Source organism: Mesorhizobium sp. M6A.T.Ce.TU.002.03.1.1 (assembly GCF_003997275.1).
GTDB classification, from domain to species: domain Bacteria; phylum Pseudomonadota; class Alphaproteobacteria; order Rhizobiales; family Rhizobiaceae; genus Mesorhizobium; species Mesorhizobium mediterraneum.
On record NZ_RZTI01000066.1, the window covers coordinates 21756 to 32545 of the forward strand.

Genomic DNA, 10790 nt, shown 5'->3' on the forward strand with positions numbered 1-10790 from the left:
GTTCCTCCTCGCTTCGGCACAGAGGCCGGCGTGTCCCTATCTTGTGGCGGCCGCGACTAGCATTTCGCATGGTCCCGCGAATTGTCCGTCCCGCTCGAACTGGCCAAGCGCCTCTTCGATTTCCGCCCACGCGTCGTCCTGTTCCCGGGCGGACAGGCCGGCGAGCATCTGATGCAGCGCGCCAAACGATTCCTGCTCGAACTGCAGACATTCCAGGGCCGAGTGCAGCCGCACCGGCGCATCGATCCTTTCGATCCGGACGTTACGGAATCCGGCATCAATCAGACGTTTTGCTAGAACCGTGGGATCGCCCAGGCTGAATGGGCCTGGCTGGCCGGGCAGTGGTGCGGGCAGCGCGGCGCGGCGGCGAATGATACCGACAGGGATCGAAAAGAACGGGTTCTTGTCTGCCGTGGAATAGACGATTGCACCGACCCTTCCCCCCGGTTTGAGGTGGTCGCGCATTCCGCCCAGCGCCTTGTTCTGATCCGGAAAGTAGATCAGGCCGACGCGCGAAATGACGGCGTCGAAGGGGTCAGCGGATATGGCGCCCAGCATTTCGCCGTCGGCGACGATGGTGTCGATGTTGCCATGGCCCGCCAGTTTCGCGTTGCTGGCGGCGAAATCGAGAATCCCGGCCGAAATGTCGGTCGCGAGCACATAACCCTCGGGGCCAACGCGCCGCGCCGCGGTCAATGTCTGTTCCCCGGCACCGGCGGCGACATCGAGGACGCGACTGCCGCGCTTTACATCGGTCATGTCCAGCATCAGTTCCGTCGCCGGTCCAAGCCACCGGGACAGGAGCGGACCCCAGCGGTTCCATGCCTCGGCCGCGCTGTCCCATTGCTTGCGGGTCGTTTCCTTGAATTTGACGGGGTCGAAAGTCGGTTGCTGCTGATCCATGGTCGCCTCCAGGCGCATAACCTCGGAAACCGGACGGCATCCGGAAGACAGTATTGTCTTGCAGGAAACGATATTCGGCGCGTAGTTTCGGCTCAATTCTCGAAATCTAGACGCCCATTTTGCAAAATTGCACAGATCGGGGCTTTATGATGCAATGGGATGATTTGCGGATTTTCCTGGCGGTCGCGCGCGACGGCTCGATCAGCGGCGCCGCCAAACGCATGAACGTTCAGCATTCCACCGTGTCGCGCCGGATCAGGGTGCTGGAGACGCAGCTTGGCACGCGCCTGATCGAGCGCAAGAAGTCCGGATACGAACTGACCGCGGCCGGCGAGGAATTGAAAATGGCGGCCGGTAAGATGGAGATGGAGGTCCTCGAAGTCGAGGGCGCTCTCGGCGGTCAGGAAAATCGGATTGCCGGCGAGCTGAGGGTGTCGGCGATCAACAATATGGCATCATCCGTGCTGATGCCCATGTTTGCCAGTTTCAACGAAAGCTATCCGGACATCGAGCTGCATGTGCAGGTTTCCAACAAGTATGTCAGCCTCGCCGAGCGGCACGCGGATATCGCCATTCGCCTGACCAACACGCCACTTGACACTCTGGTCGGTACCCGGCTCGCCAACGTTGCATCAGCCGTCTACGGGGAAAGAAACTACCTCAAGGCTTTGCGCGCCGGCAGCGCCAAACCAAAATGGCTGGGGGTGGAATGCTGCGCTTTCCATCAATCCTGGACCAACGAGGCCTGCCCGGATCATCGTCACAGCTTTTTTGTCGACGATACGTTGCTTACGCTCGCAGCCATGAAACACGGACTTGGGCTGGCCTACCTGCCATGCTTCATGGGCGACGGGGACGACCGGTTGGAGCGCTTCCGCGCGCCTGACCCGATACACGATCTCGGGCTATGGCTGCTTTATCACCCCGACTTGCGGCGCACCAAACGGGTGAGGGTCTTTCGCGAACATATGATTGCGCAGATCGGCGACCAGAGTGCCCTGTTCGAAGGGCGACGACCGAGGCACGGCGATGACACGCTGCTTGACCGAGAAGCGTTGGGATAAGTTTAGCCGGAGTCACAATGGCTTGGATCGGCAGCATTTCGATGGCCGATTCGTTTGGAGAATTTTTGGTGCGCTTGCGTGGCTCGAACACGCGACCCCATCATTACGAATGATGTGCTCTACCAACCGAGCTAAAGCGGCCCGGCAGGCAAAGCCTCTTGCGCTGGGACGCAAACCTTACGGAATGCAGTGCTTCTCGATGTCGCGCACTGTGAATTCTGCTGCTCGTCGCCACGCTTCGTCGGTATCTCCCCGGTAAGTCAGGTATCGATCGCAGACAGGCTTGTTGTTGTTCAAATCCAGCACTGCAAACTTCACCCAGCCAACCAGCGTGCTCATCTTGTGCATCTGACCGATCAGTAGATAGTTCGCGCTGGCTGTTCTTGCCTGCTTCGAGAGATCGACAAGGCCGGGGTCCCTGATGGTGCACCGTTCTGCCTGACAGGGTAATGCGACGAGGTCGATCTTCTTCGAAAGACCATCCCGCAATGCAACGCCAAACGCCTTCAGTCGCGTTTCGTGTTCGGCGGTCTGGTCCCTGACTTCGCCTGACGTATCCCTGAACTCGAAATCCGCGACGGCGAGCGTTGTGGGCTCGGCGGCATCGGCAAAGGCGGCCGACGCAAGTGCACCGGCGCCTACCAGGACAAGGAAAAATCGTCCGCACTCAAAAAGCCGAAATCGAACTTCTGCACGTAGCACCTTGAGCATCTCGTTCTCCGAGGTTGGGATGATACCCATCCCAATGGCGGTGCCGATTGTCTCTTCGCGTTGTTGGAGGCGCGGAAAGCAAGCGCAAGACTACCCGGTTGCGTCGCGACGTCAACTTTCCGCCCGTTACTGGGTGGATTCCGCCTTCGCGACGACGAGCTTGCCTTTGGCGCGCGAGATTTCGAGCGTCTGGCCGGGTTTTGCCAACTCGCCCGGGACCGAGATCACCATCGCCTGGCCTTCGGTGAGGGTCGCGACGAAGCGCACGGGCAGGTTTTCTTCGCCCGCCGCCATCGTGGTGACCACCCGATAGCCGTCATCGGCCTCGGTGTAGTAGACGACGCCGTGAAAGTTGCCGAGATCGACGGTCCCACCCTGACGGGCCGTGAGTTCGCCGGCAGAAGCGGAACTTGCCGCAACGCAAAGCGCTGCAAGAGCTGTGTATCTGAACATCGTTTTTCTCTCCATTTAGAATTGTCGTTCGGGTGGATGGTCGCCTTCGGCTGCATCCCAATAAATCACGCTGCGAGCTGATCCTCGCGGGCAGCCGCGATCATCACACTTGCGAGCAACCCGTAGGCTGCCTCCCAAGCGTCGCGCACGGCCGGCGTGAAAGCCGTGCCGAGGCCGGCCGCCAGCGTCTCGATGAGCGCTTGCCCGACGATCGGGTAATGATGTTCCTTGACGCCGTAGGTCACGTGACGCCTGGCAAGCACGCGCACCGTCGGGAGAATGGTGTCGGCACGGTCCAATCCGTGCACGACGAAGCCCAGGCTCGCCATCAGCTTGGCGCCTTGCTTGGCCATGTCTGTCACCGGAAACAGCATGCGAAGATCCGCGTCGATCGCGAACAGGCGTTCATAGAACAGCGCGGCGGCGGCCACGCGTATTGCGACGACCTCGCGAAAACTGTCCTGGACAAGTCTGATCTGGTCGGGTGTCATCGGCGACGCTCCTGCATTCCCTAAGCTGGGTGAGGCTCGACAATCCTCCCAAAGCGTTTCGCGTGCATGTCGCCTGCGCGTAGATGTGTTTCAGTTGTGTCTCAATTGGTTTTCATTTGCGCTCATTTGTCTTCAGATCCCGACGGACAGTGCGCTAAGTCGCTCGCATCCTGATGATGGGGGCGTTTGAAAGGCGGAGGGAGCCTGTGGCGACATGAGGCAAGGGGCGAAAAGGCGCCGCTTAAGAATGCTACCAGCGTGTTACCACGCGGTTTTTGGCTCTTCCCCTCGAAAACCCGCAAAGCCTTGAGAAATAGTGGTGCCGCTTAGGTGACTCGAACACCTGACCCCATCATTACGAATGATGTGCTCTACCAACTGAGCTAAAGCGGCCCGGGAAGCCAGGGCCTCCAAGATGCGCTGGGTGATAAACGCAACCCGCCACAAATTCAAGATGGGACTTTGGCATTTCGCGTTGGGGCTCATGCCGGGCCTATAAGGGGGCCGCACCGATCCGCCATGCGGTCGCGTGATGCCGCACCGGCAGGTCGCGCGACCGCCACGTTGGCGCTGTGGCGGGAAAATCGGTGAAAAATGTTGATTCCTTTACCGAAAATCGCCGAAATGGGCCTTGGATGCGTCGCCAAGGCAGAATGCGGCCGCTGGCCCGTTGATTGATTGGTCGCCTACGGCTAACGATCATGCCAATGTGACCATACGTGCAGAGGGGTCCCGCTTGGACGCGATCGAAAAAGCGATCCGGAACGCCTTCGAAAAAGGCAATGCCGACGACCGGGCGTTTCGCGAGCGGGTCTACCGATCGGCCTTCGCCGCACTGGACCGCGCCCTGCAGGCCAACCCGAGCGTGACGGTGGAAGTCGCCATCAAGCGCCGCAAGGCGGTGCAGGCCAAGATCACGCAAATCGAATCCGAGTTCCTGCCGGCGGTTCCCGATGTCGCCCTACCGACCGATGATGACGCCGCAGCACCGGCGGCGGAGCAGCCGGCTGACAGCGCAGCCGAAGCCGAGGCTGAATCCAATGTCGAACCGGGTGCGGATGCCGATGCTGGACCCGCGCCGTCGCCTGACGTCGTTGTCGACGGTCCGGTAGGGCCTCGTGCATCCGATATGCCCCGGTCGCGCGTCTTGCCGGTCGTTCCCGATATCATGCCCGAGGCGGTTTCTGCCGATGTGCCGGAGATCGACATGTCGTCCCCTGCATCGACCGGAGACGACGACGCAGAGGTGATGCCCGACCGCGACGAGAGGCGGGTGAGAGGCCCCCGCCTGCCTCTCACCGCGATCTTTCTCGGCGTCACGTTGCTCGCGGCCGCCGGCATCGGCCTCTATTTCGCAGCGCAGACCGGCGTCTTCAAGTCGGCGGCCCAACTCGACACGGCCCCTCCGCAAGCGCCTCCGACAGTGGAGGACGATGATTTCACGCCGCCAAGCGACACGGCCTCGCCGCTGACCCCCGGTGAGGCGGATGAGGATCGCGACTGGATCAATGTGTTTTCGCCGAGCGACCCGGCGCTTGTCAGTGCGCCTTCGGATGCCAAGGCCGAAGTCATGCAGGACGACAGCGGCTCCTTCCTGCGCATCCGGTCGGGCGCCTCCGGCTCTGCCATCAGCTTCGACGTCGGGCAAGGCGTGCTGGAAAAACTCGCCGGCAAGCACGCCGTGTTCGACATCATCGCCCGCTCCGAGGAGGGCCAGGAGACGCAGATCTCCGTCGATTGCAATTTCGGCGAACTCGGCGACTGCGGCCGCAAGCGCTACGCGGTCGGCCATGAGAACAACGAATATCTGTTCGACGTGCGCTTTCCCGACAAGCGTCCGGGCGCTGCCGGCACCATCGCCATCAATTCCGACTTCGACAAGCAGGGCAAGTCGGTCGACATCTACGAGATCCGCGTCTCGATCGTTCCTTGAGCTTCAACGCATCCAAAAGTGTTAGAGCGTACTTTGTGCGTCCAATTGGACGCACGTCGCTCTAACGGTCGAGCAGGGCCTGCAGCGTCTCGATGCGGTCGGCTTCGGCCGCCGGCTTGTCCCAGCGAAGCCGTGAAATGCGCGGAAAGCGCATGGCGACGCCAGATTTGTGCCGTGTCGAGCGGTTGAGTCCTTCGAACGCCACCTCCAGCACGAGGCCTTGTCTGCGGTCGGCTCGCACCGAGCGGACCGGGCCGAAACGCTCGATCGTGTTGTCGCGGACATATTTGTCGATCTGCCTCAGTTCTTCGTCGGTGAAACCGAAATAGGCCTTGCCCACCGGCACCAGTTCCTCCGACCCTTCCGGCCCGGACCAGACGCCGAACGTGTAATCGGAATAAAAGCTCGAACGTTTGCCGTGGCCGCGCTGGGCATACATCAGCACGGCGTCGACCGTGTGCGGATCGCGCTTCCATTTGAACCATGGGCCTTTCGGCCGACCGGCGACATAGGGCGAATCCCAGCGTTTCAACATTACGCCTTCGATGACCGGATGCAGCGGCTTGCGGCGCAATTGCTCCAGCGCCTGCCAGTCGGTGAACTCGACCAGCGGCGAAAGATCGAAGCGGCTCGGATCGAGGCTCCTGACGAAGGCTTCGAGGCGGCTGCGCCGCTCGTGGAAGGAGAGCGGCCGCAAGTCCTCGTCGCCGATCTGAAGCACGTCGTAGCAGCGCATGAAGGCCGGGTATTGCTGCTGGATCTTCAGCGTCACGCTCTTACGGTTCAGCCGCTGCTGCAGGTCTGAGAAAGTGCCGGTCGCCTGCAAGGGATCGCCGACCAGAAGCTCGCCGTCGAGGGTGGCGGAAAAGTCCATTGCGTCGGCGAGATCCGGAAAGGCACCGGAGACGTCGTCGCCGGTGCGCGAATAGAGCCGGCGCACACCGCCTTCGCAAACCGCCTGGACGCGGATGCCGTCCCATTTCCATTCGGCGGCGTAGTCGGTCGGATCGAGCTTTTCGAGATCGCCGTCGCCGACCGGCGTCGACAGCATCACCGGCCGGAACAGCGCCAGCGCCGTTTTCTTGGGTTTCTCGGCCTTGCCTTCCAGCCAGGCGAACAGCTCGGCATATGGTGGCGTCAGCCCATGCCACAGCTCCTCGATCTCGGCGATGTCGACCTTGCCGAGATCGGCCAGCGCCTGCTTGGCCAGCCGCGCCGAGACGCCGATGCGCAGGCCGCCGGTCACCAGCTTTATGATGGCGAAGCGCGCTGAGATGCTGGCGCTGTCGAGCAATCCGGCCAGCACCTTCGGTCCATCGGAACGGCTCGCCGCCTGCAGCTTTGCGACGACCTCGGCGAGCGTCGGCTCATGGTTCGCGATGTCTGCGGGCGATTGCGGCCAGACCAGCGACACCGTCTCCGCCAAGTCGCCGACATAGTCGTAGGAATAGCCGAACAGCACCGGGTCCATGCGCTCCATGACCAGCGTGCGCAGCATCGCCGGCTTGACCGCTGCGATGGTGAGATCGCCGGTGATGGCGGCTAGCGCCAGGCCGCGATCCGGATCCTCGACGCTGCGAAAGTAGTCGGTCAGCAGCGTCAGCTTGCCATTGCGCGACGGCGTCAGGACGAGGCGATCGAGGAGTTCGGCGAAGCGGTTCATGGCGGTGAGAACCATGGGCAAGCGTCGCGTTCTGTCGCGCCCCCCTCTGGCCTGCCGGCCATCTCCCCCACTTGGGGGGAGATTGGATGGCGTCGCCAGTTTCGCCAACCATCAACGTTGCAGAACGAGCGCCGGCGAAGAAGCTGCCGATCTCCCCCCTTGAGGGGGAGATGTCCGGCAGGACAGAGGGGGGCGCCGTAGAGCTCTGCGCAGGTGACTACCGAACCTCCCGCCATCAATCGCCCTCGTCCTCATAGCCGACGAGATGCAGCGGCCGCGCGGCAATGCCTTCGAGCTCGCACCAGCGCACCAGGGCCTCCTCGCGGCCATGCGTCACCCAGATTTCCTCGGCGCCGGTCTCCTTGATCGTCGCGGTCAGTTCGTCCCAGTCGGAATGGTCGGAAATGATCAGCGGCAGCTCGACGCCGCCCTGTTTGGCGCGCTGGCGGATGCGCATCCAGCCGGACGCAAAGCACGAGATCGGATCGGGAAAGCGCCGCGCCCAGCGGTCGGCGAAGGCCGAAGGGGGGCCGACGATGACGGCCCCAATGAAATCGCCCTTGCCACCGCTTTCGACGGTCGCCGGCTCCAGTGTCCCGAGGTCGATGCCCTGGCCCTGGTAGTAGTCGCTGAGCTTGGCCAGCGCGCCGTGGATGTAGATCGGCCTGTCGTAACCGGCATCGCGCAGCAAGCGCATGACCCGCTGCGCCTTGCCGAGCGCATAGGCGCCGACCAGATGCGCGCGTTCGGGAAACTGCGCCGTCGATTTCAGCAGGCGGGCGATCTCTTCGGTATCGTGCGGATGGCGGAACACCGGCAGGCCGAAGGTCGCCTCGGTTATGAATACGTCGCATTTGACCGGTTCAAACGGCTCGCAGGTCGCGTCCCTCTGGCGCTTGTAGTCGCCCGACGCGACGATGCATGTGCCCTGATGCACGACCTCGATCTGCGCCGAGCCGAGCACATGGCCGGCCGGATGGAAGGTTACGGTGACGTCGTTCAGCGCAATCGTCTCGCCAAGTGCGGCCGCTTGCGTCGTCCCGGCAAAGCCTTCGCCGTAGCGAAGCCCCATAATGTCCAGCGTCTGTTGTGTGGCCAGCACCGAGCGGTGGCCGGAACGGGCATGGTCGGAATGGCCGTGCGTGATCAGCGCCCGGTCGACCGGCCGCACCGGATCGATGAAAAAATCGCCGGGTGGGCAATAGAGGCCCTCAGGCCGGGGATGAAGCAGGTCGCTGGCGCGCATGGCTTAGAGATAGTTGCTAATTTCGGCGCGGGAAGCCTGTTGCAAGTGACTGCTGACTCGGCCTACAGGCAACGGCCGGCGGGACCTCCGTTTTTGGACCTCGTCCGGCGCCCTTTTTCGTTCACCTGCGCCACGTGTGGCGCAGGCTGCGAAAAAGCCCGATTCGCATGCCCGAAAGGGCGGGACATCGATACGGAGGACATTCCATGCGCTGGAACTTGGTGGTCTTGGCATCTTGCCTGGCGATGGCCGGCTGCGCCGGCGCCTCGATGGCCGAACGACAGGATGAGAATGTCCAGTCCTCGCTGCAATATGATAGCGTGCCTTGCGATCAATTGCTGGCGCAACGAAACGAGCTGGCGCAGCGATATCGCCTTTCGCAGGATGCCAAGCCGTCCTTCTCCGATCCGGGGGTGGGCCTCGGCCCATTCACGCCGGACGTCCGTTCCAAGACCCAGCGTGACGTCGAACAGGCAAGCGGCCGGATCGACGCCATGAACCGGTCGATCGCCCGCCGCGAATGTGGCAAACCAGCCAAGCAGACCAAGCTTGGCTTGCCTAGCTAATACCCCGCGTCGCGATCCACCAGGTTCTTGAGCTTCTCGCCGCGCTCGAAGGCGGCCATCTGGCGCAGCATGATCGGCGCCAGATGGACGGGGTCGGAGGTCGCCGCCGCATGCGGCGTCACGAACACTTTCGGGTGGCTCCACAGCGGACTGGTCTTCGGCAGCGGCTCGACCTCGAACACGTCGAGGCTCGCTTCCTTCAGCGTGCCGTCCTCCAGCGCGCGCGCGATATCGGCATCCTTCTGCAGGCGGCCGCGCCCGGCGTTGATCAACACCGAGCCGCCGAGGCCGTTGCGTTTCCTCAGCTCCTTCAGCACGCCGTAATTGACGATACCTTGCGTGTGCGGCGTGAGCGGCAAAAGCACCACCAGAATGTCGGTGGCGTTGAGGAAGGGGATCAATCCGGCCTCGCCCGCATAGGTCGAAACGCCCTTCATCGGCCGCTCGCTGCGCGACCAGCCATTGACTGCAAAGCCGAGCGACAAAAGCACCGACGCCGCCGCGCGGCCAAGCGTGCCGAGCCCCATGATGCCGACAGAGATGTCGCCGGCCGGGCGCTGCGGCGGCTCGTGCCAGATCTTCCTTTTCTGCTGCGTTCGGTAGAGCATGCCCTGGCGGTGATGATCGAGCACCCGCCAGACGACATATTCGGTCATGTACTGGGTCAGGTTGTCGGCGACGACCTTCACGATCGGCACGTCGGGCACAGTGGGATCGGCCAAGATGTGGTCGACGCCGGCGCCGATCGAAAAGATGGCGCGCAGATTGGGCAGAGACGACAGAAGGTTCGGCCGCTGCTTCCAAACCACCGCATAGGTGATCGAGGGATCGCTGGCGCCGTCCGGCTCGAGCACCACCTCGCGTTCCGCCGACAAGAGTTCGCGCCAGCGTTGCGGATGAAAGCCGGTGACGGCAAGCAGGATACGGCCTTTTTCCATTTCGGATTCTTTTTCCTATTTACGCGACCCTGTCACTCGCTGACGATGCCGACCGGCGCCGTCTCGATCCTGAACGCGGCCGAGATCAGCGCCTTGGTATAGTCGGTCTGCGGCCGTTCGAAAATCTGTTCGGAGGGGCCGGCCTCGACGATCCTGCCATTGCGCATGACGATGACGTCGTTGGCAAGCGCGCGGATGACCTTCAGATCGTGGCTGATGAACAGATAGGCGAGGTCGTGCTTCGCCTGCAGGCTGCGCAGAAGGTCGACCACCTGTGCTTGCACGCTCATATCGAGCGCCGAGGTCGGCTCGTCCAGCATGACGAAGCGCGGGTTGAGCACCATGGCGCGGGCGATGGCGATGCGCTGGCGCTGGCCGCCGGAAAACTCATGCGGATAGCGATTGCGCGTGGCGGGATCGAGCCCGACTTCTCCGAGCACATCGACGATGCGCTTATCACGTTCATCGGGCGACAGTTTCGGCTCGTGGATCTTCAGCCCTTCCTCGATGATCTCGGAGACCGACATGCGCGGGCTCAAGGACCCGAACGGATCCTGGAAGACGATCTGCAACTCGCGCCGCAGCGGCCGCATGGCGTTGAAAGTCAGCTCGTTGATGTCGCGCCCGTTGAACCGAATGGTCCCGGTCGAAGAGATCATCCTGGCCAGCGCCAGGCCGAGCGTCGTCTTGCCCGAGCCGGATTCGCCGACGACGCCGAGCGTCTGGCCGGCGCGCACGGTGACGTCGATGCCGTCGACCGCCTTCACATTGTCGACGGTGCGCCGAAAAAAGCCTTTCTTGATCGGAAACCAGACTTTTATG

Annotated in this window: 11 protein-coding genes and 2 tRNA genes; 3 read left to right on the forward strand and 10 right to left on the reverse strand. The window is 62.6% G+C overall.

Annotated features, from left to right (window positions below):
- Positions 1-36 precede the first annotated feature (36 nt).
- A complete protein-coding gene (locus tag EOC93_RS19485; RefSeq protein ID WP_126103792.1) occupies positions 37-903 on the reverse strand; it encodes a class I SAM-dependent methyltransferase in 867 nt (288 codons plus the stop codon).
- A gap of 149 nt (positions 904-1052) precedes the next feature.
- Between EOC93_RS19485 and EOC93_RS19490 the strand changes: the two genes are divergently transcribed.
- Positions 1053-1967, forward strand: a complete 915-nt coding sequence (locus EOC93_RS19490) for a LysR family transcriptional regulator (protein WP_127205438.1) — start codon at positions 1053-1055, stop codon at positions 1965-1967.
- Positions 1968-2033: 66 nt separating this feature from the next.
- Here the strand turns inward: EOC93_RS19490 and EOC93_RS19495 are convergent.
- The 5 genes from EOC93_RS19495 to EOC93_RS19515 form a co-directional block, all read right to left on the reverse strand.
- Positions 2034-2108 (reverse strand) — tRNA-Thr (locus tag EOC93_RS19495).
- A gap of 36 nt (positions 2109-2144) precedes the next feature.
- Positions 2145-2678 (reverse strand): DUF2380 domain-containing protein, encoded by a 534-nt coding sequence (locus EOC93_RS19500; protein WP_164759201.1) that lies wholly within the window; start codon positions 2676-2678, stop codon positions 2145-2147.
- Positions 2679-2804: 126 nt separating this feature from the next.
- A complete protein-coding gene (locus EOC93_RS19505; protein WP_127205436.1) occupies positions 2805-3131 on the reverse strand; it encodes a hypothetical protein in 327 nt (108 codons plus the stop codon).
- Between the two features lie 65 nt (positions 3132-3196).
- Positions 3197-3622, reverse strand: a complete 426-nt coding sequence (locus EOC93_RS19510; RefSeq protein ID WP_126103789.1) for a globin family protein — start codon at positions 3620-3622, stop codon at positions 3197-3199.
- Between the two features lie 317 nt (positions 3623-3939).
- A tRNA-Thr gene (locus EOC93_RS19515) sits at positions 3940-4015 on the reverse strand.
- 343 nt (positions 4016-4358) lie between these two features.
- On the opposite strand from EOC93_RS19515, the gene EOC93_RS19520 reads away from it, so the two are divergent.
- Positions 4359-5555 (forward strand): hypothetical protein, encoded by a 1197-nt coding sequence (locus EOC93_RS19520; protein ID WP_164759202.1) that lies wholly within the window; start codon positions 4359-4361, stop codon positions 5553-5555.
- 61 nt (positions 5556-5616) lie between these two features.
- On the opposite strand, the gene EOC93_RS19525 is transcribed toward EOC93_RS19520, so the two are convergent.
- Positions 5617-7218: a cisplatin damage response ATP-dependent DNA ligase gene (locus EOC93_RS19525; RefSeq protein ID WP_095487774.1), complete on the reverse strand. Its 1602-nt coding sequence runs from the start codon at positions 7216-7218 to the stop codon at positions 5617-5619.
- A gap of 235 nt (positions 7219-7453) precedes the next feature.
- Positions 7454-8464, reverse strand: a complete 1011-nt coding sequence (locus EOC93_RS19535) for a ligase-associated DNA damage response exonuclease (protein ID WP_095487776.1) — start codon at positions 8462-8464, stop codon at positions 7454-7456.
- A 206-nt stretch (positions 8465-8670) separates the two neighbouring features.
- On the opposite strand from EOC93_RS19535, the gene EOC93_RS19540 reads away from it, so the two are divergent.
- Positions 8671-9030, forward strand: a complete 360-nt coding sequence (locus EOC93_RS19540; RefSeq protein ID WP_095487778.1) for a hypothetical protein — start codon at positions 8671-8673, stop codon at positions 9028-9030.
- On the opposite strand, the gene EOC93_RS19545 is transcribed toward EOC93_RS19540, so the two are convergent.
- Complete coding sequence (locus EOC93_RS19545) at positions 9027-9968, reverse strand: glyoxylate/hydroxypyruvate reductase A (RefSeq protein ID WP_095487780.1); 942 nt, start codon at positions 9966-9968, stop codon at positions 9027-9029. The two genes, EOC93_RS19540 and EOC93_RS19545, sit on opposite strands and share 4 nt — an antisense overlap.
- A gap of 32 nt (positions 9969-10000) precedes the next feature.
- The coding region (locus EOC93_RS19550; protein ID WP_164759203.1) for an ATP-binding cassette domain-containing protein at positions 10001-10790 on the reverse strand (790 nt) is incomplete at its 5' end.

Excerpts from the sequence above, each read along its gene's own strand:
- EOC93_RS19485 (WP_126103792.1), bottom strand. The coding sequence starts at position 903 with ATGGATCAGCAGCAACCGACTTTCGACCCCGTCAAATTCAAGGAAACG.
- EOC93_RS19490 (WP_127205438.1), top strand. The coding sequence starts at position 1,053 with ATGCAATGGGATGATTTGCGGATTTTCCTGGCGGTCGCGCGCGACGGC.
- EOC93_RS19500 (WP_164759201.1), bottom strand. The coding sequence starts at position 2,678 with ATGCTCAAGGTGCTACGTGCAGAAGTTCGATTTCGGCTTTTTGAGTGC.
- EOC93_RS19505 (WP_127205436.1), bottom strand. The coding sequence starts at position 3,131 with ATGTTCAGATACACAGCTCTTGCAGCGCTTTGCGTTGCGGCAAGTTCC.
- EOC93_RS19510 (WP_126103789.1), bottom strand. The coding sequence starts at position 3,622 with ATGACACCCGACCAGATCAGACTTGTCCAGGACAGTTTTCGCGAGGTC.
- EOC93_RS19525 (WP_095487774.1), bottom strand. The coding sequence starts at position 7,218 with ATGAACCGCTTCGCCGAACTCCTCGATCGCCTCGTCCTGACGCCGTCG.
- EOC93_RS19535 (WP_095487776.1), bottom strand. The coding sequence starts at position 8,464 with ATGCGCGCCAGCGACCTGCTTCATCCCCGGCCTGAGGGCCTCTATTGC.
- EOC93_RS19540 (WP_095487778.1), top strand. The coding sequence starts at position 8,671 with ATGCGCTGGAACTTGGTGGTCTTGGCATCTTGCCTGGCGATGGCCGGC.
- EOC93_RS19545 (WP_095487780.1), bottom strand. The coding sequence starts at position 9,968 with ATGGAAAAAGGCCGTATCCTGCTTGCCGTCACCGGCTTTCATCCGCAA.